The organism is Hymenobacter segetis, assembly GCF_054776495.1.
In genome coordinates this window covers 359,973-382,822 of sequence record NZ_BAAHBV010000003.1, presented here as the reverse complement: position 1 = coordinate 382,822, position 22,850 = coordinate 359,973, and the positions used below count along the sequence as shown (strand labels likewise).

Sequence of the window (22,850 nt, the reverse complement as noted above, 5' to 3'; positions counted from 1 at the left end):
AGCGCAAAGGCGAAGCATGACCGTTCTTTTCACCGTCCTGATAAACCAACCAGCCCTACCGCGCCGAGGAAACCTCCGAAATAAACCCGCCCCGCTCATCAAACAGCAGGCTCACCGGCCGGCGGCCCACGGCCAGCTCCGCCTTGTAAGTCGATGGATTACCAGCGGCGGCCGGCACTTCGGTCATGGCCAGCAGGCGGGCATCGGGGTAGTTCTTGGTGATGTATGCCAGCGCGGGCGCGGCCAGGTAGGGGATAGGCTGGGCCGCCGGGGCCACTGCGCCAACCGGCTTGCCAGCGGTGGGCGCACCCACGGGCTGGCCTTTCGCGTCGAAATATTGCTGCCTGGTCTGGCCGCCGTCCTCAAACTGGGCGCGGTAGCGCGGCGCGTCAGCCCCGGCCTTGCGGTCAGGTCCAATGAAATTCACCTTGGCATTGGGATAGGTCTTTTGCAAATACTCCTGGGCGGCGGCAATGGCGGCTTTTTGCTCAGGCGTGGCCGGCATCAGCGGGGCCACTTTATCCACTTTCTTGTTGAGCGCCAGTACGGCGTCCGAGTTCTGGTTGGTAGAAGTGACCACGATGGCCACCGCCCCGCTAGCCGCGCCAAACACCTGCCGGGCCTGCTTCTCATCCAGCATGTGGATGTAGGCAATGCTCTTTGGGTCGAGGGCGTACACCGCCGCTTTGTCGCTGAGCTTGCCATCGAGGTAGTACACGGCCGGGCCGGGCGCAGCAGCCTGAGCGGCCGACGGCGCGGCCACTACGGCGGGCGACAGCGCCGCGCCCACGCCCAGGGCCAGGCCCAACGCCAGCGGCAGGGCCAGCAGGTAGCGCCCGGTCTGGGCCAATGCAGAAGCAGGAGAATTCATCATGATAACACGGTTTTTGAGGGTTGGAAATGTGAAATGGGAAACAAGGGAAGGCCCGGCCGCCGCGTGACTGAGGCGTAGCAGGCTATACTGGTAAGCCCGGCGGTCAACCAGGCCGGTTTCGAGCACGGCTTGGTCGGCCAGGTATTCGAGGTTGTCGAGCAGGGCGCGGCGCAGCAGCCACGCCGCCGGGTTGCACCAGGCCGCCGCCTGGGCCAGCTGGGCCAGCAGCACGTCCAGGGTGTGCCACTGGCGCACGTGCACCTGCTCGTGGCGCAGCACGGCGGCCAGTTCCGGCGCGGGGTGCTGGGCGGGGTTCAGGTAAATGGTTTGCCAGAAGGAAAACGGGCTGACCGCCTCCGCCAGCGCCCGCACCGGCCGGCCCTGCACCACCGCCGGCCGCGCCCGCGCCCGCAGCCGGGCCAGCGCCAGCAGCTGCACCAGCAGCCGGGCCAGCAGCACGGCCACGCCCGCCGCGTACAAGGCCACTCCCACGGCGGCCCAATCTACCGCTGGGGCCACGGGCCCCGCCGGAGCGGCACCAGCAGCGGCCCCCGTAGCTTCGACCATCGCAAAGACTACGGTGGGAGTGGCCTCGGCCGGCAGCAGAGCCGGCAGCGGCAGGGCCGGGTACCCCGCCGCAAACAGCAGCGCGAACACCAGGTAAGCCCGGTTCAAGGTGAAAAACGTGAGCCGACGCAGCAGCCCGAAATACGCCGCCGCAAACAGCAGCAGCGCCACATTAGCCTTCAGCAGGTAAACGAGAATCGGCAGCATGGCTAGTCCTCCTTTTTGCTTTCGATGAGCTTGATAATCTCTTGCAAATCGGCGGCGCTCACCTTGTTTTCCTGCGCGAAAAACGACACTAGGTCCTTGTAGGAGTTCTGGAAATGCTGTTTCACCAGCGTGCCCAGTGAGCGGCGCTGGTAGTCATCGGCCGAAATCAGGGGCACGAAGCGGTAGGAGTTGCCCAGCTTTTCGGCGCGCACGTAGCCCTTGCGCTCCAGGTTGCGCAGGGTGCTGGCCAGGGTGGTGTAGGGCGGCGGCGGCGCGGGCAGGCCGTCGAGCACATCCTTCACAAAACTGCCGGCGGGCAGCGGCCAGAGCACCCGCAGGGCGTCTTCTTCGGGTTGGGTGAGGCGTTCGAGGGAGGTGGACATAAGCTGTGATACGATTATGTCGTAAATCTACGAAGTTTTCGTAATTGCGATTGCCCCTGCCTTGAAATAATTTTGGCTAAAAGCAAAAAAGGCTGTTCCTGATAAGGAAACAGCCTTTTGAGTGTATAAAAAGTTAGTCAGGAATAATGCTGGCTCAGTGCACCTTGTCGGTTTGCTGAATTTGCAGCCAGCGGATGGCCGCGCCCTCATCGCCAAAAAATGAGATGGCGAAGGGCTTGTCGTCATAGGCCTCGGCCGAGATGTAATTGGGGTGTTGCACGATGGATGCGTGCAGGGCCGGCCCCACCAGGTAAGCCACAAACAGCCGGCCGCCCAGCTGCCGGGCCATGCGCGGAAAAAAGTCGTTCAGCAGCCACCCCGTCGTGTGCGGGTCGTTGAGGGTGCGGCGACGAATGTCCTGAAGCCAGAAACGGCAGTCTTCCTGCAAGGCCACGGCCTCAACGTGCTGGTATACGGCCGGGAGTTCCTGCTCAACCGGCTGGTAAGCCCAACGGCCAACGAGAATATCCAAATCGGGCCGGTGAGTAAGCTCAAGCAGGGTCTGCGGCGTTTCGGTCGTCATAGGCTGGGCAAAATAATGGAACGGCAAAGTACGGCCCGGGCGGCAGTCGGGATTTTGCCGTTGCGCCGCTAGTGCGCCGGCATAGCCTCGGCCGGCACCGCGCTGATGGCCACCGGCGGGTGTTTGCGGAGCGAGCGCACGGCCAGTCCCACACTGGCCAGCGCCAGCACCGCCCCCAGAATGAAGGGCGCACCCGGAAAGTATATCGGCGCGCCTTTGTGTGTGAACTCGCCAAACAAATAGCTCATCATCAGCGGCCCCACTACGCCCGTCACGCTGATGAGGCTGGTGAGCGCGCCCTGCAATTCGCCCTGCTCGGTGGCCGGCACCTGGCCCGAAATGGTGCTTTGCAGCGCCGGCCCCGAGATGCCGCCCAGGCAGTAGGGCGCCAGGAAGGCCAGCATCAGCCAGCCATTGGGCGCGAAGGCAAACAGCACGAAGCCCACCGTGTAGCACAGCAGCCCAGTCACGATGGCGCGGGCCGCGCCCAGCTTCGGAATGGCCACGCGCACCAGCCCGCCCTGCACCAGCCCGGTAAACAGCCCGATGACGGCCAGCGAAATGCCTACTAACTTTTCGGTCCAGCCAAATTTGAGCATGGTGTAAAACGTCCAGACCGACTGCGTGGCCGAGCCCGCCAGGTACAGCAGCACCAGCGAGGCCACCAGCCCCGACACGGCCGGGTACTTGCCCAGCCGCAGCAGCGAGGCCACGGGGTTGGCCCGCCGCCACTCAAACGGCCGGCGCTTGTCCAGGGCCAGCGACTCGGGCAGCACGAAATAGCCGTAGAGTACATTGCACAAGCTCAGGCCGGCGGCCACCATAAACGGCACGCGGGGGCCAAAATGCGCCAGCAGCCCGCCCATGGCCGGCCCCACAATAAAGCCAATGCCGAACGCTGCCCCCACCAGCCCGAAGTTCTGGGCCCGTTTCTCGGGCGTGCTGATATCGGCAATGTAGGCCGTGGCCGTGGTGAAGCTGGCCCCCGCCACCCCCGCAATCACGCGCCCCACAAACAGCCAGGCCAGCGTTGGGGCGAAGCTCACGAACACATAATCGAGCCCCAGGCCCAGCAGCGAGGTCAGCAGCACCGGCCGCCGTCCCAGCTTGTCGCTGAGGCCGCCCATCACCGGAGCAAAGCAAAATTGCGCGCTGGCGTAGGCAAACGTGAGCCAGCCCGAATAGATGGCGGCCCGGCTCAGCCCCTCGCCCGTGAGTTGCTCGATGAGCTTGGGCACCACCGGAATGATGATGCCCAGCCCGATAACGTCAATCAGGATGGTGATGAAAATGAAACCAAGGGCAGGAGAGCGTTTGTCAGACATAAGCAAGCGGGCAAATAAGCCGCAGGGCGGCCGGGTGGGAGGGCAAAGGTCCGCATAAAGCCGGCTACCCGATTCGGGCCGGCTGGCTGCCGCGTAATTTCGCGGGCCTTTTATTCGATATGCCCACCGCGCCGCCGTCCTCGCCCCTTGCTTTTCGCCCCGAGCTCAATGGCCTGCGTGCCGTGGCCGTGGGCGTGGTGGTGCTGCAGCACTGGGTGCACCCGCCGTTTCCGTTTGGCGAGATGGGCCGGGCGTTGTTTTTCGTACTCAGCGGCTACCTGGTGTCGGGCATTATCTGGAAGTACGGGGCCTACGTGGGTGCGCCCGGCGGCTGGGGCCCGCAGCTGCGCACGTTTTTCATTCGGCGGGTGCTGCGCATCATTCCGCCCTACTATCTGGCCCTGGCCGGCTGCTACCTGTTGCCCCTCGAAACCGTGCAGCAGCACCTGGGCTGGTTTCTGCTGCCGGGAGCCAACCTGCTGTTTTACAAAATGCGTGGCTGGGGCGACGGCTGCGGCCACTACTGGACCCAGGCTGTAGATGAGCAGTTTTACCTGCTCTGGCCGCTGGTGCTGGGACTGGTGGGCCGGCGGGTGTGGCCGCTGCTAGGGCTGGCGGCCGTGGCCTGGGCGTTCCGACTGTTCTGGCTGACGCAGTTCGGCTCGGGCATGATGCACCTGCTGCTGCCCTCCAGCCTCGACCTGTTTGCGCTGGGCACGCTGCTGCGGCTGGGCCAGCGCCAGGCCTGGCTGGCACGGTGGCGCAGCGGCTGGCTGGTACTGCTGGCCTGGGGCGGCTGGGCCGTGGGCGTGCGGGTGTTCGATGGCGGGCCGTGGGCGCTGGCCTGGCACGGCAGCTTCGGGACGTGCATTGCCGGGGCGGCTTTCCTCACCATCAACTGGCTGCTGGGCAGCCCGGACGCCGCCCGGCGGCTCGGCCTCTTGCAGCCCGTGGCGCAGTGGATGGGCCGGCGCAGCTACGGCTTCTACCTCTACCATCTGCCCCTGTTCGTGTTCTGGCAGCGGCTGGTGTACCATTTCGTGCCCGATGCCGCCGGGCGCACCACTTGGATGGGGCCGCTGCCCACGCTGCTGGTGCTGGGCCCGGTGCTGGCCGGGCTGGCCGCCGCTTCCTGGCATTTCATGGAAGAACCTCTCGACCGGTTCAAAAACCGCTTCCAGTATCAGAAACCGTCTGTCGTGGCTGCTGAAATAGCTTAGCTAACCAAAGTGCCGATAACCTGTGCGTTATCCCTCGAAATGCCGGCGCGTCGCCGGCCGTAGCAGAAGAAAAACACGTCAAAAGGGCGAAATGATTACGGAGGGCTTGTTTTACAAGAAAATTTTTCTACCTTTGCAGAACCAAACAGTGCGGGGTGGAGCAGTTGGTAGCTCGTTGGGCTCATAACCCAAAGGTCACTGGTTCGAGTCCAGTCCCCGCTACCTAAAAGGCCGTTTCCAATAAGGAAACGGCCTTTTTTCTTTCTTAGGGTACGCGTAGGGGTACACACTATTAAACCTAGACATGCAAAAGGCTTTTTGTGTGGCTTCATTTGTGTGGCTTCAACTGTTGCCACATAAAAGCCTCTCACAATCTTGTGAGGGGCTTTTTTATTGTCAGTGTGCGACATAGTGTGCGAAACACTATGTCGTCTATGTCACAGTGTTTTCAATGAATGAAACTTTTATAAAAAGTTTCATTCATTATAGAAATAACTATCAATAACTTATCCTGCGAACGTTCTCGATAGTTCTATGCGTGTATTATTCGCTGATAATCACGTTTTTAAGCAATGCTTCTTTAGTGTGCTTCCTCTTAGTCAAGTAGTTTAGTGCATGATACACGAAACTATAATAAGAAAGTTGTTATTATACTTTGGGTGGGTTAAAGTATAATAACAACTTTCTTATTGTAGTTTCGTGTACACTTCCTTAAGCATAGATACACATGAACCTAGAAGACTTTGTAGCGGGCAGACTTGAGAAGGGAATGGCATACCGCTATTTCGTTCCAGCAACTATCAATCAGGAATGGACCTGGCGTACAGCATCGCTTAATGCTTTGCTAGAAAAGGCAGCGGTGAAGCTAGGTGAGTTGAATTCCTTCGCTAGACTGGTCCCTAATATTGGTCTATTCATTCAGCTTCACGTCACGAAGGAAGCAGTGGTATCTAGTCGTATTGAGGGAACACAGACCAATATGGATGAGGCAGTGTTGCCAGAGGAGGAGGTACAACCTGAACGGCGCAATGATTGGCAGGAAGTTAATAATTACATCAAAGCCATGAATATGGCCATTGACGAACTCAAGACTCTGCCTCTGTCCTCTCGTCTTCTACGTCAAACACACCAAATACTGCTTAGCAGCGTTCGGGGAGAGCATAAGCAGCCAGGGGAGTTTCGACGTAGCCAGAACTGGATTGGAGGCAACAGCCTAGCAGATGCAGGATTTATTCCGCCTCATGATAAGTATGTTAATGAGATGATGGGCGATTTAGAGCTTTTTCTCCACAATGACGAAATCAGTGTGCCTGCACTTATTCGTATTGGTATGGCACACTATCAGTTCGAAACTATTCACCCATTTCTAGACGGTAATGGGCGGATTGGTCGACTGTTGATTACACTTTATCTAGTGAGCGAGGGAATACTAGATAAGCCTCTGCTCTACCTCTCAGCATACTTTGAGAAGAACAAGGGTCTTTATTATGATAACCTAACTGTTGTACGTCAGAAGAATGACCTAGTGCAGTGGCTCAAATATTTCCTAGTAGGAATTGAGCAGACAGCAACACAGGCTGTTCAGACCTTATCCGAAATATTGAAGCTAAAGGCTCAGATGGAAGAGGATTTTCACAAAAGCTTCGGTAAACGTGCAACATCTGCGTTACGACTTCTACCGGCTTTGTTCGCAAATCCAGCTGTTACTGTCGAGAAAGTTGCTACTATTTGCGACTTGAGCTACAGCGCCGCCAACAAGTTAGTTGCTCAACTTCAGGAAAGCGGGTACCTAAGAGAGGCTACTGGGCAAAGTAGGAATAGATTATTCATATTTGAGCCGTATATGAAAGCGTTCAACGCATCATAACAAGCCTTATGCCCGCGCCCTGCCTTGCCTACCCATGACCATCCATGACTTCAACCACCTATCCGCCGAGGTGCAACTGGCCAACGTCTTTCAGCGCGGCACCTACTTGGCCCGGCGCTGGGATGATTTTCACCAAGCGGTGAACCTATACCGGATGCCCAGCGGCTTCTTTGTCGAGGTCAACTATGACACAGAGAAAAACGAAATCGAGTTCCTATTTGCCTTCGAGGCGGGAGGGGAGGACGACAGATTACCAGACTACGCCATATTTGTGGAACTGCCGGAATGGGGGCCTTATACTGAATAAAAAAGCCATGCCATTGATGGATACTTGCCGCGTAGGGATGGTAGCATCTAACAAGATAGTGCCGGGTTCTTAGGTTCGGGTTTCCTAATTGGTCGGCATCTCTACAGCAACCCCGCTTGGTCGAAATGAACAGCTACAGCACACGGATTGCTGACAGAAAAAAATCCTGTGCTAGGAGTTATCTTGCAAGTAGACCATCATCTACTAAATGTCAGAAATCAACGGCGAAGCAATTGCCCCTAGTGCCGGTAACGGCGCAGCCTTCATACTTGGGCGCACCGGCCCTGATGCGTTATCCTTACTAGCAGCCGGCCAACGTGCCCGCGACATTGCCCAGCAGAAGCAAGCCGAAGCCAAGCAGAAGCAGGCCGAACAAATTGGTAAGGCCCACCAGGAAGACTTGAAGTACAAGACAGAAACCGGCCGCCTGTTTCAGCCTGCTTTCGATGAGCAAACGGCGAACGCCTACGATGTGCTGACGGGCATCAAACGGCAGGAAATGGCTGGCAAGATTGACGCAACCGAATCCGCCCGCCAAGCCGCGCAGTACAAGCGGGAAATCGAAGCCCTACGGATTCACGGCACCGAAAAACAACGGTATTGGGATGAGCGCACAGGGCAGCTGGCCCACGACCCTACCCGTAACCTCACCAACTACACCACAGCGCTAGGGCGTACCCTAATCGGCCCCGATGGCAAGCGCGTACTGGCTACGGCCCACGACCCCGAAGCCACAGCGGCGGCCCTCGACAACGACCCCACGACCTACAACGAGCCGGCCGTAGTGGCGAAGGTGCTGCATGACGTGGTGCCCACGATTACCCAAAAGGTAGCCGAAGCGGGCACATTGGGCGGTCAGCACTACGCCGACCAGGTACGGGGCCAACTGCTTTACATGGAGCACGGCAAGCCCGCACTGAACGCCGACGGCTCGCCCCGGCTGAACCTCGACGGAGGCGCAGCTGCATTGCTCGACCAAGGCACGGTGAAGTTGTTGGCCGATGCGCGGGAAGCTGCCTATAATAAGCAGCGGGAAGCAAGGGAGGAAGCCCGTAAGACTGACCCCACGTTGCCCAGCCTCCCAAAGATTAGCCGCAACGGGCACCTCTCGATGATGTTCGGACCGCAACTGGCCTACTCTCAGTCCCACGAGGAGGCACTGAACCCGCGCCCACCACAACCCCGCGCCGCTGCGAAGCCCAGCCGTGACGAGGTGATGGTAACACCCGCCGTGGGCTTTCAGCTCTCGCACTACGAACAACCCGGTCAGCAGCCCGGCGCAATCGCCCGCACGCTTGGCGCGAAGCCCGGCTCGGCTACGTTGGTGGCGAACCATTACCCCACCGTCGGGCAATCCTTTGGGAGCGCCCGCCAGCCGTTTACGCCCGTGGTGGTGGACAATGCCCGCGCCGAAATTGTGGGCCAGGATGGCAAACCGACGCACTTGCCGAAAGCTGCGCCGAATGGCAAGATTCAAATGCAACTCACGAGCCGGGATTATAGCCTGTACGTTGGAGGCAAGCGGGTAGGCCGGCGCGAACCATTTGCCACGCCCGCTGAAGCGTATCAACACCTGCTTTCCACTATTCACGACCTCACGCCCGAACAGGCCCGCAAGGCAGAGCTACGCACCGAGTACCGGGGCGCAGTGGTGGATAAGGAAAAGACAGCGGGCGACGGTTTGGGAGGCAAGCCGCAAGCCATTGGCAATAACGCCAACGGCGGCCCGACCTACGACAACGGCACAAGTGAAAAGCGATACAGCGTGATTGTGCCTGCCGACCAATACACTGACGCGCAGCTCGTGCAGGCTACTGGGGGCAAGTGGCACCCACGCATTCCCACGAAGGAACAGCGGGCGGTTATTGATGCACTACGGGCGAAAGGCGGGCGGCTCGTTACGCCATACTCGCAAGCCCTAACCGCGAAGCCCGCACCGAAAGAGAAGGCCGACCCTTTGGGCTTTGGCGACTCCAAGCCGACGGGCGTTAATTGGGGCCGGGGCGGTAAGGTGTACACGCCCAAACCAAACACGGGCGGCCTATACTAGCTTTCTATTCCAACCAGATGCAGAAAGCCCCGGCGTGTAATGTGCCGGGGCTTTGTTTATTGCTTACTCGTTTTTATAGCTGCCTCGTCTTGCCAATCAGGCTCAATGGTAAACATGGTACCTTGACTGGTGGCTTTTTTGTTCAATATCAAGCCTGAATTGCGGTCAAATCGGCTTCCGTCCCCCAGTGCAATTGTTCTGGCAAACCAGCCGTCCATCCTATCATAGTCTGTAGTTCCGGGCACTGTTAGGTATGACTGCTTTATCAGCAGCCCCTCGATAAAAGTGAAGAAACGAGCAGTATTCCCATCTTTTGACACATACGCAACAACGTCTTTGCTCTGCTGGTCACCCAGGCTCGCGAGCTGCCACTCTTTATGAACGGCCATGCTATCGTGGATGGTGGCACTTGAGTAAAGCCACCAGTAAGTATGGCGGGCATGGGCATTCCCCAGGTGCGCGAACTCATCGTGTTGAGCTTGCGCGTAGGCAGTTGAAATGCAGGCAAAAAGAGCAAGGATTAAGAGTTGGGGCTTCATATCTAGTAGCATTTCATGCACTTGCGATGGCCTGTGGCCGTGGCCTCACTAACTGACACAACCCGCACGGTATGCGAACAGCGGCGCATGGCTGCGCAGGTGCGGCTACTGTGGTAAACTACGCTCTTGCCGTTGGCGCATAGATAGACTGCCGTAGCTCGGTGGGCTTTTACTTGGGCAAAGCCGGAATTGTAGGGCGGGGCAGGGGCGGCGGTGATGGTGCCCACGATAGGCAGCAACAGGGCCAGGAGTAACCGCTTCATAAGCTAAGGAGATGGGGTAGAATCTCGGTCCGAATATAGCAGATTGTCAAATGATTGCAAGGTAATGGGCAAGAAAAAGCCCCGAACCTTGAGGCCGGGGCGATTTGCTTCGTTGAACAGTGCTACACTATCTCAATAAACCGCTCGATAGTGTACACCTCGAACACATCGGCGGCGGTGTAGTCCTGGGGCTCGTCGTCCCCCGTCATGGCCCACGATGAAGCATAGAAGGCCCCGCGCTTGTCGTCGCACAAAATGAATGTGCCAACGTGCGATGAGTACTGCCCAACCTCGCTCGGGTATTGAGCGAGGTCAGCTTCATTCCAGCGGTAAAGCCCGGTGTAGATAATCGGGGTGCCGTGCTCGATGCGTGCCCAATCCTCGCGGGCAACGGGGCGGGCTACAACGAAGCGGCCCGTGGTGGCCTCGTCTTCTTCATGGCGGCAGTCGGCCGATAGCGCGAGAATCTTGCACCCCTGCTCGTCGGGGGCAAGGGGGAAAGCGTTGTGGATGGCGGCGGGCAGCGGGGCCAAGTAGTTGCCGAAGGTGATGGCGGGGTTGTTGAAGTCTACGGGGGCGAAGTCGGCGGCGATGGTCAGGGTTTGCATCCTTTTCAGAGTTAACGCGGCCGCTTCGTTGCGGCGACATGACAAAGGTAGAAGAATGATTTAATTAAAGTATCAATTGATAACATAATTAGGCAAAAAAAGAGTGGCTTATATGTAAGTCACTCATTATTAGGTTAAATATTTTTGTTATCAGGTGATATGTTTTTGTAGCCATATGGTACGAGTACCTTATATATAGCATCTAGCTTGTGGGCCTGCGGGCTGCGGTTGCCGCGCAGCACATTGCCAAGGTCGCCGCGTAGCAAGCCCGCCGCTACGGAGATGGTACTTGCATTTATCGCGGGCATGGTAAGCAGCCACGCCTTTAGGTGGTTCACCTCAGTAGCTAGGTCGCGGCCCTCAGGTTGTGCCACGGGCGGGCGGCCTGGGCGACGAGGAAGGGGCTGGTCGGTCTGAATGGTCATGACGTAAATGTAACCATTTGATACGCTAATTAAGATATTGTCTGCGCATCATTTCACAGCTACCTGCGCCAACTCCCTACCTTGGCTCCCCGATGACCCTCTACCAATTCCGCGCCCTGCCCGACGAAGCGCAACTGGCGACCGTGCACGAAACGGGCACCTACCTGGCTACTCGCTGGGAGGGCCTGAACGAGTCGGTGCTGCTCTACCACCTGCCCAGCGGGGGGGGGGCCGAACTCAGCTACGACGTGGCGGCGAACCACATCACCCACCTGCGTGCTTTCGTCAGCTCGGCCCCGCTCGAAGATTACGCCCACTACATCACCCTGCCGGAAGAGCTCGATGAGTTGGAGGACTTGTAGGGGAGGCGGGCCAGCCGTTTAAAAGGCCAGCAGGTGATGCTCCCACAAGGCCCAGACCAACCCGGCCGCCGCCGTCCCGCTCATCAGGACGTAGACGACCCGCGACTGGCGGGCACGCAGGGCATTGAGGTGCGTACGTAGGGTGCGGAATTTCATGGCACGGGCAGGAGGCAATCCAGTAAACCGCCGCTCCGCCGGCAGGGTTGCGACGGGGACGTTATCAAATCGTTACGTCACGGATAAGCCCACCCATCGGGGCTTTTTTGTCGCTTGCCTCCATGAAACACCTGCTACTCCAGGCGGCCCTGCTCGCGTGCTCTTTCGCCGCGCCGGCCCAGACGCATCACCCGCGCACGACCCGCAAAACCGTCACCCACCACGCGGCGGCCAAAGTGAAGGTCAAGACCAAGCACACTACCGGGCCGGTGGTGTACTACTGCAACAGCGGCAATACGGTCAAGTACCACGCTTCGCCCGGCTGCCGGGGCCTCGCCCGGTGCGGGGCCAGCGTGGTCCCGATGAGCCTGGCTTCGGCCCAGCAGGCGATGGACCCGTGCAAGTGGTGCTACTAACAAAACGTTCACTAGCGGGCCTCTTTTGTGCTTGGGCCCTTGGCAACGAAGTAGGGGAGTAATGGCATCCCACTCTGAAGGACTAGGCTGGTTCTGGTGTGCTGCCTTGCTTACCATTGGTAAACACGGCTAAGAATATTCTCTCCAGCACAGGAATCATAAGCACGGTGCCAGTCAGTACAAAAGTGCCCATGGCGGGTTCATTCCAGTGTTCTTTAACCTTGTCAAAAGGGCCTTCCAATGCAAAAACCCATGCAGAGAATGCAATGGGAGAAATAATAGTCTGAAATAGTGGTTTCGGCTTGTTGGGCTCCTGCGTAAGGAACCACGTGTATAGCGGGGTCAGCGCCAGTAAAAAGTAATAGATAACCAATAAGAGCGGCCCATTTTTATTCTGAACGGCAGATGAGGTTGCAGTATAAGCCGTCACAATTTCGATAGGAATGTACTTGACGAGTTTTTGAAGGTAGCCATCTTCTTTAACGGTTGGGTCAGCCGCAACATCCTTTTCCGTATAAACCCTGGGGCGAGTTGCTTTGGTGTTTTTCATGGGTATTTGTTTGGATATTAATAATGTAACAATAAATAACTATTTAATTTTTTATACATCAGTGCTAGCACTGAACTTTCGCTCCTTTGGCACACGAAATGTGCTCGATAGCCGTTGAGCGCCAAACTCCTTTCCATGCGCTTCAAACTGCCTGCCCTGGCTCACGTCGTCGTCGAGCGACTCCACAACCGCCGCATCACCCTCCGCCGTTACGAGGCCGGCGGGGGCTACTACCTCATCCTGCAGAATTGCCTCAGCCGGCAGGACGCGGCCGAACATATTGCCACTAAAGCGGCGGATGACATGCCGAGCGAGTTGGTCCGGGGACGTATTCTCGTCACGCACCTGAAGCTGTCAAATGAAGCACTGGGCATGATTAGCCGACTCCACCAGCAGCACGAGCAGAGTGCGACCACGCGTCAGAAGGAACGCAGCCGGCGGCAGCAGATGATCGTGTCCCGGCTGGCCGCCCTGGAAGAGGCCGTGCTCAATGACGAGCTACATGCGCCGGTGCCGCCCGTGTCTCCTGCGCCAGCGGCTGCCAAGCCCGTGCACAAATCCCGCAAGTAGAAGGGAGGTACCCACGAAAAAGCCCCGACCAGTTGGCCAGGGCTTCGTTATGATGTGATGCCGTGCGGATGGTTACCGCTTAATCTGGATGTTCTGGCGTTCGACTACTTTACCATTACGTAATAGATGGACAGTATACAGGCCCTCAGGCAGCTTGGCGACCCGCAGGCGAACGTCTAAGGCATTCTCGCCGCGTTGCTCCAAGCGCAGGGTGCCATAGCTGTCGTATATCTGCACGGAAGTGAGGCCGTTGGCTGCGCGCCCTTTGCTGGCTGAATTCGACTCGTTCGTATGCACGACGACTTCATCGGCGGCCGGGTTTGGAGAGATGGCATACCGTTCGTAAGGATTTGGGTCACAGGGCGGATAGGTTACGTCAAATTGCTGCACCGGACTTGAGCCGCAGCTATTTGAGGCAACAATCGTAAAGGTGCCTCCTGGGGTCCAGGTTGCATTGCCCTGTACAAAGAACTTACTACTGTTGGGAACAGACGTACCCGCCCCAAGCGCACTCGGGCGAGGGCTGACATCGGTGCCGACCATGGTGTAGGTGTAGGCAGGATTGAAATTGGTAATGGTCATGTACACCCGTTGTAATTCACAAGGCACAGAACTCAAATCCCCTGATAATTGCGGTGTGGTTGGAAGTGCGCAGGGGCACGCAGCAACGGTAGTAGATGAAACAGATGTTGAACCATCCGGCAGGGTGACTGTGAGTGTATAGGTCGTCGTGACAGACGGACTTGCTATTGGATTGAGGCTAGTGGTGGCGTTGAGGCCCGCCGCAGGGCTCCACGAATAGGTCGCCCCTGGGATAGAGCATCCTTCCCCTATAGTAACACCCGTACCAGAACAGCTCGCTGGTGGACCAGCTGTGGGGATGCGGAACAACTCGACATCGTCCACCAAGAAGTACGTCCGTGCGATATCAGCACTTGTACCGCCGTTGGCGGTAAGAATTAAGCTATTTCGGTCGGATAAATTGCTGTTGAATAGGCCAATGGTTATGGTCTGGCTCCCGGCAGGCATAGTGAATTGTCCGGAGACGGGCGTCCATACCCCGACGTTTGCATTGGTGAGTGCAGTGGTGGTTAACACCCCATCCGCTCCGGTTGGCAGCAAGAAGTCATCGCTGCCGTTAACTGTCATGGAAGGCAATGCCCCATTGGAAAAAAGCATCCCAAACCCGCTCGTTACTCCCCTAGTGCTTACGTTGCCACCGCCACTTGTCCGTAAAGTGCCGCCGTTGCTCACCTGTACCTGGAAACTGGCATAATAGCGAGCCCCTGAGCTGAGGTTTGGCACTTGGGTACTGATGTATTCCGACACGCGACGATTGGCCGTTTCGTAGGTACCCAGACCCACGCTACCTCCTTGACCTCCAATAGGGGTGAATGTGGCATATATGCCACTGTTGGGAATGACTTGAGGGTTGCTCGGGCTGGCATTGCTGGCGTAATAATCTGGAGTGCCAGCAGTATTAGCAGAAAGCCATCCCGTCAATTGAGTCGGTATGATATCGTTGGGTGGTACCGCTCCATTGGCCACGGTGTAGCCGCCGCCCAAATTATTGATGCGCGTAGGCCCAGTGTTGTCTACCTGCGTTTCAAAATCGCCGTTGGTCAGCAGGTCGCAGGGACCGTTCCGTTGCGAGGTTGTCGTAGGCTGCTCTTGCAATTGCTGAACCTGATACGTGGCCGCGTATCGGCGGATTGTGTCTTGACTAACCGCTTGACGGGCAGACGGAAGATTGGAGCGCCGCGTCTGGGCCTGAGCAGGCAGTTGGCCAAGCAGGCCGGCCCCGAAGAGCAACAGACCGACAGAGGGGAGAGATAAGGAATGCTTCATAGGGTAGTCGGGTAAAGGGTGAAAAGGTGTGAAAAATGAATAAGCAAAGCTGCTCGCTATTCTTCACCCTAAAAAGGACTATATGGCCCTGGTTGCGACTAGGCCTATTTAATATATTGATAGAATAAAATGAAGGCATCACGCCATGGCGTTGCAGGCGGAGTGTTTTGTCATATGATTTCCAAGTAAAAAATGACATTTACTGCCTGCTGCTCCAAATAGGACAAGTAATAAATTAAATTAGGCCTACAAGAAAGCCCCGACTAACCGGCCGGACTTTGTTGTACTTGGATACACTCGTTTTTTTTCAAATTATTAGCGCTGGTAAGGCAATGTCACCGATTCGACTTTCCTGCTGAAAGAAGCGCCAACTCAGCACTTCACAATGGCTTTATCACCTTCTGCTATGGCAGAAATAATGATAGGGATAATGGAAAAATTATAGTCGCAAACAGGGGCGAACTGTCCTTGATAGATGAGTCATGTGCGGGTAAGATTTGTGAATACTTTTCACAAACCCCATTTGCCCTTATGAAAACAGCCCTACATTCAACCCTTGCTGCTTTGGCCCTCGGTTTAGGAGCATTTGGCACAGCATCCGCCCAAACCGGCCTAAACTTGGTTCCTAATGGTAGTTTCGAATCGCGCAATCATGAGCCTCAAGGGCAAAGGAATATCGCGCCAAATTCAGATTATGATGATTTGTCTAACTGGTTCAATGTCAGTAATACACCTGATTATTTGACCTCAACTACTCCTGTTCTTAGTTCAAACACCCAGTACAATACCGACGAAACCAACCCTGATGGGACGCCTCATCAATACGCGCCATTCTTTCCTCGTAGCGGGACAGGTTGTGCCAGTATCGTGTGCGACCCTCCTGGCGTGTCCACTTCCGAATTCATTGGCCAGCACCTGACGGGTTTGCTTGCTAGTCATGTCTATCAGGCCGATTTTTATGTATTAAGGCGGCCAACTACTACGTCTAAAAGCAAGGTGTCTTTGACAGTACACAGTGCAATGCCAACCAGAAACTACGCAGTAGGCACCATTTTGGCACCGACGCCTTATGCCAGCATTACTTCTGCAGATTATATCACTGATACTCATAATTGGACTCACGTCACGGGGACGTTTGTAGCACAAACAACGGACGCTTGGATTGCTATTGGTTTTGAAGGGTCGCCTATGGTATCTGACAATTCCTTAGAATTCGTCCGGTATTATCCCTACGGTGGGAGTGGGCCGGTTCAATATGTCATTGACGACGTGTCCATTGTAGACCAAGGGTGCCCCCCTACCAGTGGTAACGGTGGCACACTAGATTTGGCCACGGACTTTGGTCCAATGGCAGACCCGCAGAATCCAGGTTCTATAAATAACTACGATGACTACTGCTACTCGCAAACGTTCACATTCACAGTTCCGGAGGCATTTAGTCGATACGCCACCGGATTCCAGTGGTCAGTCAGTGGATACGATGTGACCAACACAAGCGAAGTGCGTAATTATACGGAAAACGGCGGTACGATGTCGTTCACGCCTGTTTCTACTTATCCTTACATCTACCGCAACGTAAACGTAACATGCAATATCAGCTACGGAAGCTGCCCTGCGGGCGCATGTTATCGTAGCCTGACTATTGCCAGTCAAGACGAGGATGGGAACCAGTGCGTAATGTATCGTGCGGCTCCTACACAAGAACCTATTGCCATTTACCCCAACCCTGCAACGGAACGAATTATGCTTTCTCAAAAGGTGGAGCAAGCCGAATTGCTTAATGGCTCAGGCAAAGTAGTCGTGCAACAGTTTGGCGCATCAACTAAACAAGGCTTAGATGTCCATTCTTTGCCCAATGGATTGTACATGTTACGTATCATCCAGCAAGGCAAAGTGTCTACACAGCGCATTCAGATTAGTCACTGATTCAGTTAGTCACTGATTCAGCGCAAGCAGGCATAAAGAAGCCCCGACCACTAGGTCGGGGCTTCTTTATTTCAATCAATCAGGGCTTTTACTCCACCATCAGCTTGCGATAGGTCGCCGCTCCATCGTGCACCAGGCGCACAGTGTAGAGCCCAGCCGCCAGCCCGGCCGTGGACACGTCCAGCGTGTGCGGCCCCGCGCCCTGCGCCTGTGCCGAAGCCAGCACCCGCACCGGACGGCCCACCTCGTCGAGCACGTCGGCGCTCACCGTAGCCGTCGCCTCCAAATAATAGGATACGGTCACCGGGCCACCAGCTACGGCCGGGTTGGGGAACACGTCCACCGGCAGCGACGCTTGGGCCGCCACGGTAGCCATGGCCGTGGCCCGGGTGTACCAGATGGGGGAAGTGACGATGCGGTCACCATCGGCCTGCACAATCACGGCGTAGTAGTAAGCCGTGCCCGTCGGGGCCGGGTCGGTGTAGCTCAGGGCCACGGCCCCGGCAGCTGCGGTGGCCACGCTCACGGCTTGCGTGCCCGAGCCCGGCACGCCGCGCATGAGCGTGATGCTGCTCACTGCCTCGTTGTCGGCATCGGCGTAGCCCACGGCCAGCGCGGCGGCGGCCGGTCCCCGGGCAATCGTGCCCATGGGCTGTCCGGCCAGGGTGAGCGTGACCTGGGCGTTCCAGTCGTCGGAGCCGTAGAAGCGGCGGGCACGCAGGGCCTGGAGCAGGTTGGCCTCGCTCAGCGACGGGGCCAGTACCACGAGCCGGCCATGGGTGGTGCGGCCGAAGGTGGTTTCGTGGTTGTCGTGGTCCAGGCTCATGCCCACGTGGTAGCCCTTGGCCAGCATCGTGCGGTAGGTGCTCTCGTAGCTCGTCCCCACAGTGTTGTACAGTGTCGAGGCCGAGGTGGCTGGCCCCGAGCGCAGGGGCACACCCACTAAGGCCGAGTCGGCGCGGGGGCTGAAGGCCGCGCTGCCGGCCAGGTTGCCGTAGTCGCCGCTCTGTGGGTGGGCGAACAGGGCAAAAGCCCCCGGCACCCGGTTAATCTGTCGCATCAGGCCTTGGTAATCATTTTTGGCCACGAACACGTTGTAGTTGCCAGCTTCCCAGCCGATGAGCTGGCTCATCCCGTAGACGAGCATGTGTCCCCCACCGCTGATGACACCCCATTCCGTGCCGTGCAGGGCGACGAAGGTGGGCGTAGTGGCCTGCGTGGCCTGGGCACGGCCCCGGGCGTAGTTGACCAAGTGCATACCGGCCTGGGCATGGTTGTGCTCCGAAAGGCCCAAAAAGTCGAAATGAAGCGAGGCGCTGGCAAACTGGTAGTCCTGCAGTGGCGTGCTTTTGCCCGAGCTGGTCGAGTCCTGGTTGCCGTCCGAGTAAGCCGAGTGGGCGTGCAGGTTGCCGTAGTAAAAATTGTAGGCGGGTGCTTGGGCGCGGGCCCCAGTGAAGGCCAGCAGGCCGCCGGCAAGGAACGTAAAGAATGAACGCATGGAATTAAATGGGTGGGAAACAAGGGGGACAAATCTACCGGCCGGCGGGTGATGGTTTGGTGAAAAGCTCGGCAATGCCGGGAAGATGCCCGGAAGTTTTACAGCAGGTAAAGCCTTTCTAACCATAGTGCTACATTGCCGCTATGGTTCTGAACCTGCGCCATTTTCCTCCCTGCCCTCATCCCGTTGCTCGCCCATCCATTGCGATTACCCATTGCGAAGTTGCCGGTGGACGGCACGGCGGCACGGCGGCACATAATGGGTCGCTTGCCGGCCAGTAGGGGGCGTGGCCTCTGAATCTGGCCCACCGGGTTTGGGGATTTCGGTTGCCCAAAGCCCCCGGCCTTCGCTGCGTGCCCCGCCTGGTCACACCTCTCACCTACATCATCAATTTCTATTTTCCCGATTTCCAGGACACAAAAAACCCGACCAGTGATGAGGGCCGGGCTTTCATTGAGGGTGAGGCGGGGTTATTGGCCGGAGCCCATTCCCATGTTGTAGCGATTGCGCCGGCTAAAGCCGCCTGCGCCCATATAAGGGTCGCCCGAATCGTAGCCCTGCGCGGGACCGCCGGAGCCTATGCGGGGCGTGTTCTGCGCGGGGTAGGAGTTGCGGGCCTGAGCGCCGAATGCGGCCATCGTCTGCACCCCTTTGTTGAGGTTCGTGGCGGCGGATTGCGTGAGTTATGTAGGGAACATTAACCGGTTACGCAGCGAGGTTTCGGCCGGGCTGCGTGGGTTTTCGGATGCGACTTTCGCAGTAGGCAATAAGCGAGGCACGCAGGTATTTGGGTTGTTTGGAGGTTTTTCCCTCGAACCGAACAATGATAATGGCATTCGGAAGCTCTCTCAATCGCTTCAGCGTATCGCCGGACTTGATGCCGGTTATTTGCAGCGCCTGCTTGGTGCTTACCCATTCACTTTGTCCCCGCTCGATTTGATTTACCCTCTTTTCAAGTGCTTGGATGTAGTCGATAAGAGGGGCGATGTGTTCCCAGAGGACTAGTTGAAGCGGAGTAGGTGGGTCGATTCCGAAGTTGATGATGTGTTGAGCCGGCGGCCGGCTAAAGTTGGGTACTTGCATGCTGTTGCCTTTGGTGAGATAAGCGGCAAAAGTATCCCATACTTTCTAAGTCGTGCCAATTTTGTTATTTGTAAATTGCTCACGCGTAGTGCATTGCATATTAATTGTGGCGCAATGTTGTACGCCCGTGTCAGGTGCTCGCCGGTTGGCAATTGAGAATAGGTAGGAACCTGAATATGCCAGCAGGGCCGGGCGGCTCTCGAAGGATGGGTACCGGGTCGAATGGTTCCGGTTGCCCGTTTGCCCCGGCCTCTCTCAGATACCCCGTCTGGTCGATTAGCGCACCTACACCACAATTTTATTTTTTCGATAACCAGTCTAGGGGACGGCCTCTTTTTTTGAGGACACTCCATCAGGGAGAACGGCCCCACTAGGTTTGTGTAGCGGACACTGGCCTTGTGGGAAGCACCCAGTTATTCCGGTGTGTCCACAGGGGTGGTGGCCACCGGCCCCTACAGCGTGCGCGTATTATACCATGCAAAGGAGTTCAGCTCATTTTACGCAGATTATCACATATAAAATATATAAATTAATAATAAATATCGTAAATTTCGCAACAGGCGATAGGTATTCAATCTCTATACTCTAGCACTATGGAAAATCAAGACTATGGCCAACTGCCAATGCTGCTGGTATTCTGCTACAAGCTGATTTCCATTGCAGCGGGAATATTTTGCCTGTTTCTTGGGTATCGATTATTTACCCAGCCATCGATGTTTAGGCCGGGACAATCGGCCGGCGGTGCGGCTGGAGAAGGGCCGGGCGGTTATAAATTGAGTATCACCAATGCAGCTCCAGGAACCTTCTTTGCCGTATTAGGCGCAGTTATTATTCTAGCTACTGTACTAAAAGGTTATACCGCTGGCGGACTCGAAGTAGAAGACGGGGGTGTTACATCCCAGCCAGTAACCAAGCCATCCGATAATAAGCCAGTCGTTCGACCAGAAAACAAATCAGTAGCCCCTCCAGCCGTAGCGACGCCTGACTCAGCCTCGTCGTTAGTAGTGCCCAGTCAAGCGCCTGTTAATGCATCTGAGCTTCCAATTATTCCCGTTCAACAACGCTCAAGACGCCGTACATCGCCTACTTATGGAGCTATTCGACCTAAGCACAGAGAAGAAAGATTTCCGGAAGTCAAAATTGTGTCTGAGCATACTTGGCAGGTTGGCATGAACCCCGCGCAGCAACTGTATACGCTTGAACGCAAGCAGTCAGCTACGGCCGAAGAATTGCCACTAAAACCGCTGCAAATACCTCCTTTAAGTGATGCAATTGCTGCCTTGCAAAAAGACAGGATGCTTAGACGATTGGACTCAATGAGTCAAGGCGCAATCACGGAAATAAAGTCATCTCCATTTCAGCAGACACCCGTAGACGAATACCAAAACCAAGTGAAAGCTCGGCAAGCTCGTATGCTTAAACGGGCTAGGGATAGGGATAGGGATAGGGACTTTCCTCAAACGTTCGGAAATAAGACGGAGTAAAGCTTTAAGCAATAACAATATATTGTTTGTCAACGTTTTGTGTTTCGTCGCCTACCGCCGCTGCTGGCGAATAAAGGCGGCTAACTCGGCATCCTTACAACCCGCCCAGTGGCCCACCATGTCCAACGTAAGGGATGCGGTTTCATCTGGGGTTAAATGGGCGTCTTTGTCTGCCATTTGGGGTAGTTATGAAATGTGAGCTGCCAAGCTACTCAAAGGCTTTTAAATAATATCAGCCCTCCTTGCTGCTTGCATGGCGGGGTCCAGTTCCAAGCCTTCCGCATCGAGGCTGCCCGCTTCATCTAGTAGGCTACGGCCATGGGCGATAGCATTTTCTAGTCCCATGACTAGCTCGAAGGCTTCTGCCTCGACCAATAGCGGAAGCATCTTTGCCGAGAAAGCCCGGCCTAGACAGAAAACGATATTGCCCACTGAACCCGCTGCAAGCATTGTAGCGCAAAACAAGGCGCATTGCTCGTCGGGTTTTTGCCAAGGTGGAAGCAGGAAAGCGTACAGGTGACAGGCACGGCGCATGATGGGCAGTAATTGAGGCTCTGAGAGGTAAAATAGTGGTGGGGTACTGTTGTTCATGTTGACATGATTTAGTCTTGGGTGTTGATTTGGTGGCAGCCTTCGCGGATTGCTCTGTAGTATTTGGCGGTTAATCCCAACCCGGCCAATGTGGGAGCCAAAGTGCGGCGGCCTCGGCGCACGGTTAGGGCCAAGAGGTCAGCGGCCACCAACTGCCGGATGTAGCTCCTGATTAGGGCCTCATTGGCAATGTTGGCGGCGTACACAGCGGCGGGTCGGGTGATTTTGCTTTGCTCGCGCCGGTAAACCACCAAGGCAAGGACAGGCAGAGCACCGCTTGGGACGTTGGCTTGCCTGGCGACTTTTCTACGCGCCTCGGCCTCAGCGGTAATCAATATCAGGGTGTTAGCCTCGGCGGTTAGGGGAGTGGTTTTCGGCACAGTGTCGCGTGGTGAGATGTTTGGTATTGGGAATTGAATTGCAGAAAAGAGATGGATAGCCTAGTCGTCGTTCGCATACACAACCACAGAATTTGCATCAGCCCATTTGAGGCCCGTCCCATATCCCACCATCCCGTTAGTATATGTTTTGGGACGGTGGGATTTGGGATGCCACCTACTTAAGCCAGGCGGCTGCGGGCGTGAGGTCATTGCCGGCTTCGGCCAGTTCCCGCACGCGGGTAAGGATGGCCGGCAGCCCCGCCAGTAGTGTCTTGGCAGCCGTAGCACGTTCGCGGGCATCAGCAATGGCTTGGTTAGTTTCACCCACCGTGAGCTTGCGCGGGTGCAAGTCGCGGTTACGCTTTGGGAAAGCCTCGTCGGGCTTGTACTGGTAGGCGGCCCGGTCTTCGGCCACGACGGCGGCCAGGTACGAGAGGTGATTCAGTACGTCAGTGGTGATAGCCGACAGCGGCGCGGCTTCGGTGTCGAGCAAATACCGCACAAGTTCGTAAGTGCTGGCCGTGGGCTTCTTCTTTCGGCACAGGTCGCGCAGCCCACCGAGAGGGGCAATGATGGAGTCCAACTCACTGCCGGCCGCAGCGATGCCGCCGAACTCGGCAAGGAGCTGCACACGCTCGGCATCGGTGGCGGTGCTACTCAGCAAGTCAGCAAGTTTGAGGTGGTAAGCGGCGGTCAGCGTATCTTCTGCCGCTGTCAGGGCTTGGGTAAGGGTGGTGGGGAGTTTGGGGGTATTGGTACGCATGGGTT

26 protein-coding genes and 1 tRNA gene are annotated in these 22,850 nt (G+C 56.7%); 10 read left to right on the top strand and 17 right to left on the bottom strand.

Going from position 1 to position 22,850, the window contains the following annotated elements:
* Window positions 1-55: 55 nt before the first annotated feature.
* The 4 genes from ACYU70_RS18585 to ACYU70_RS18570 form a co-directional block, all read right to left on the bottom strand.
* Window positions 56-1,648, bottom strand: a complete 1,593-nt coding sequence (locus tag ACYU70_RS18585; protein ID WP_342297950.1) for a M56 family metallopeptidase — start codon at window positions 1,646-1,648, stop codon at window positions 56-58.
* 2 nt (window positions 1,649-1,650) lie between these two features.
* Window positions 1,651-2,031: a BlaI/MecI/CopY family transcriptional regulator gene (locus tag ACYU70_RS18580; protein WP_342297949.1), complete on the bottom strand. Its 381-nt coding sequence runs from the start codon at window positions 2,029-2,031 to the stop codon at window positions 1,651-1,653.
* A 154-nt stretch (window positions 2,032-2,185) separates the two neighbouring features.
* The gene (locus ACYU70_RS18575; protein ID WP_342297947.1) at window positions 2,186-2,614 is read right to left on the bottom strand and encodes a hypothetical protein; all 429 of its coding nucleotides are present in this window, start codon (window positions 2,612-2,614) and stop codon (window positions 2,186-2,188) included.
* A gap of 68 nt (window positions 2,615-2,682) precedes the next feature.
* Complete coding sequence (locus tag ACYU70_RS18570) at window positions 2,683-3,939, bottom strand: TCR/Tet family MFS transporter (protein WP_342297946.1); 1,257 nt, start codon at window positions 3,937-3,939, stop codon at window positions 2,683-2,685.
* 119 nt (window positions 3,940-4,058) lie between these two features.
* Here ACYU70_RS18570 and ACYU70_RS18565 point away from each other — a divergent pair, with 119 nt between their 5' ends.
* The 5 genes from ACYU70_RS18565 (at window position 4,059) to ACYU70_RS18545 (ending at window position 9,383) form a co-directional block, all read left to right on the top strand.
* Window positions 4,059-5,159, top strand: coding sequence for an acyltransferase family protein (locus ACYU70_RS18565; RefSeq protein ID WP_342297945.1), 1,101 nt, complete (start codon window positions 4,059-4,061; stop codon window positions 5,157-5,159).
* 149 nt (window positions 5,160-5,308) lie between these two features.
* Window positions 5,309-5,381: transfer RNA gene (locus tag ACYU70_RS18560), tRNA-Met, on the top strand.
* 505 nt (window positions 5,382-5,886) lie between these two features.
* Entirely contained in the window at window positions 5,887-7,026 is a 1,140-nt protein-coding gene (locus ACYU70_RS18555; RefSeq protein WP_342297944.1) for a Fic family protein, read from the top strand.
* A gap of 34 nt (window positions 7,027-7,060) precedes the next feature.
* Window positions 7,061-7,333 (top strand): hypothetical protein, encoded by a 273-nt coding sequence (locus ACYU70_RS18550; RefSeq protein ID WP_342297942.1) that lies wholly within the window; start codon window positions 7,061-7,063, stop codon window positions 7,331-7,333.
* 208 nt (window positions 7,334-7,541) lie between these two features.
* Window positions 7,542-9,383: a hypothetical protein gene (locus ACYU70_RS18545; RefSeq protein WP_342297941.1), complete on the top strand. Its 1,842-nt coding sequence runs from the start codon at window positions 7,542-7,544 to the stop codon at window positions 9,381-9,383.
* Between the two features lie 56 nt (window positions 9,384-9,439).
* Here ACYU70_RS18545 and ACYU70_RS18540 read toward each other — a convergent pair whose 3' ends face one another.
* The 4 genes from ACYU70_RS18540 to ACYU70_RS18525 all read right to left on the bottom strand — a co-directional run bounded on the left by ACYU70_RS18540 (window position 9,440) and on the right by ACYU70_RS18525 (window position 11,167).
* A complete protein-coding gene (locus ACYU70_RS18540; RefSeq protein ID WP_342297940.1) occupies window positions 9,440-9,922 on the bottom strand; it encodes a hypothetical protein in 483 nt (160 codons plus the stop codon).
* A gap of 2 nt (window positions 9,923-9,924) precedes the next feature.
* Window positions 9,925-10,185 carry a hypothetical protein gene (locus ACYU70_RS18535; RefSeq protein WP_342297939.1) on the bottom strand — a complete coding sequence of 87 codons (261 nt, stop codon included), beginning with the start codon at window positions 10,183-10,185 and terminating at the stop codon, window positions 9,925-9,927.
* 122 nt (window positions 10,186-10,307) lie between these two features.
* Window positions 10,308-10,793, bottom strand: a complete 486-nt coding sequence (locus ACYU70_RS18530; protein ID WP_342297938.1) for a hypothetical protein — start codon at window positions 10,791-10,793, stop codon at window positions 10,308-10,310.
* A gap of 134 nt (window positions 10,794-10,927) precedes the next feature.
* Entirely contained in the window at window positions 10,928-11,167 is a 240-nt protein-coding gene (locus ACYU70_RS18525) for a hypothetical protein (protein WP_460616069.1), read from the bottom strand.
* 143 nt (window positions 11,168-11,310) lie between these two features.
* Here ACYU70_RS18525 and ACYU70_RS18520 point away from each other — a divergent pair, with 143 nt between their 5' ends.
* Window positions 11,311-11,580, top strand: coding sequence for a hypothetical protein (locus ACYU70_RS18520; RefSeq protein WP_342297935.1), 270 nt, complete (start codon window positions 11,311-11,313; stop codon window positions 11,578-11,580).
* Window positions 11,581-11,598: 18 nt separating this feature from the next.
* Here the strand turns inward: ACYU70_RS18520 and ACYU70_RS18515 are convergent, their stop codons facing one another.
* Window positions 11,599-11,736 (bottom strand): hypothetical protein, encoded by a 138-nt coding sequence (locus ACYU70_RS18515; RefSeq protein WP_342297933.1) that lies wholly within the window; start codon window positions 11,734-11,736, stop codon window positions 11,599-11,601.
* 122 nt (window positions 11,737-11,858) lie between these two features.
* Here ACYU70_RS18515 and ACYU70_RS18510 point away from each other — a divergent pair, with 122 nt between their 5' ends.
* Window positions 11,859-12,152 (top strand): hypothetical protein, encoded by a 294-nt coding sequence (locus ACYU70_RS18510; protein WP_342297931.1) that lies wholly within the window; start codon window positions 11,859-11,861, stop codon window positions 12,150-12,152.
* Between the two features lie 82 nt (window positions 12,153-12,234).
* Here the strand turns inward: ACYU70_RS18510 and ACYU70_RS18505 are convergent, their stop codons facing one another.
* Window positions 12,235-12,702, bottom strand: coding sequence for a hypothetical protein (locus ACYU70_RS18505; protein ID WP_342297929.1), 468 nt, complete (start codon window positions 12,700-12,702; stop codon window positions 12,235-12,237).
* Between the two features lie 135 nt (window positions 12,703-12,837).
* Here ACYU70_RS18505 and ACYU70_RS18500 point away from each other — a divergent pair, with 135 nt between their 5' ends.
* Window positions 12,838-13,272, top strand: a complete 435-nt coding sequence (locus ACYU70_RS18500) for a hypothetical protein (protein ID WP_342297928.1) — start codon at window positions 12,838-12,840, stop codon at window positions 13,270-13,272.
* 72 nt (window positions 13,273-13,344) lie between these two features.
* Here ACYU70_RS18500 and ACYU70_RS18495 read toward each other — a convergent pair whose 3' ends face one another.
* Complete coding sequence (locus tag ACYU70_RS18495; protein ID WP_342297926.1) at window positions 13,345-15,120, bottom strand: T9SS type A sorting domain-containing protein; 1,776 nt, start codon at window positions 15,118-15,120, stop codon at window positions 13,345-13,347.
* A 531-nt stretch (window positions 15,121-15,651) separates the two neighbouring features.
* Between ACYU70_RS18495 and ACYU70_RS18490 the strand changes: the two genes are divergently transcribed.
* Complete coding sequence (locus tag ACYU70_RS18490) at window positions 15,652-17,046, top strand: T9SS type A sorting domain-containing protein (protein WP_342297924.1); 1,395 nt, start codon at window positions 15,652-15,654, stop codon at window positions 17,044-17,046.
* 88 nt (window positions 17,047-17,134) lie between these two features.
* Here ACYU70_RS18490 and ACYU70_RS18485 read toward each other — a convergent pair whose 3' ends face one another.
* From ACYU70_RS18485 to ACYU70_RS18475, 3 genes are all read right to left on the bottom strand, one after another.
* The gene (locus ACYU70_RS18485) at window positions 17,135-18,544 is read right to left on the bottom strand and encodes a T9SS type A sorting domain-containing protein (protein ID WP_342297922.1); all 1,410 of its coding nucleotides are present in this window, start codon (window positions 18,542-18,544) and stop codon (window positions 17,135-17,137) included.
* Window positions 18,545-19,014: 470 nt separating this feature from the next.
* Entirely contained in the window at window positions 19,015-19,182 is a 168-nt protein-coding gene (locus ACYU70_RS18480) for a hypothetical protein (protein ID WP_342297921.1), read from the bottom strand.
* A gap of 67 nt (window positions 19,183-19,249) precedes the next feature.
* Complete coding sequence (locus ACYU70_RS18475; RefSeq protein ID WP_342297919.1) at window positions 19,250-19,627, bottom strand: hypothetical protein; 378 nt, start codon at window positions 19,625-19,627, stop codon at window positions 19,250-19,252.
* Window positions 19,628-20,220: 593 nt separating this feature from the next.
* On the opposite strand from ACYU70_RS18475, the gene ACYU70_RS18470 reads away from it, so the two are divergent.
* Window positions 20,221-21,111 (top strand): hypothetical protein, encoded by an 891-nt coding sequence (locus ACYU70_RS18470; protein ID WP_342297917.1) that lies wholly within the window; start codon window positions 20,221-20,223, stop codon window positions 21,109-21,111.
* A gap of 222 nt (window positions 21,112-21,333) precedes the next feature.
* On the opposite strand, the gene ACYU70_RS18465 is transcribed toward ACYU70_RS18470, so the two are convergent.
* The 3 genes from ACYU70_RS18465 to ACYU70_RS18455 form a co-directional block, all read right to left on the bottom strand.
* Window positions 21,334-21,702 carry a hypothetical protein gene (locus ACYU70_RS18465; RefSeq protein ID WP_342297915.1) on the bottom strand — a complete coding sequence of 123 codons (369 nt, stop codon included), beginning with the start codon at window positions 21,700-21,702 and terminating at the stop codon, window positions 21,334-21,336.
* A gap of 11 nt (window positions 21,703-21,713) precedes the next feature.
* Window positions 21,714-22,082 (bottom strand): hypothetical protein, encoded by a 369-nt coding sequence (locus ACYU70_RS18460; protein ID WP_342297913.1) that lies wholly within the window; start codon window positions 22,080-22,082, stop codon window positions 21,714-21,716.
* A 175-nt stretch (window positions 22,083-22,257) separates the two neighbouring features.
* Window positions 22,258-22,845 (bottom strand): hypothetical protein, encoded by a 588-nt coding sequence (locus ACYU70_RS18455; protein WP_342297911.1) that lies wholly within the window; start codon window positions 22,843-22,845, stop codon window positions 22,258-22,260.
* Between the last annotated feature and the right edge of the window lie 5 nt (window positions 22,846-22,850).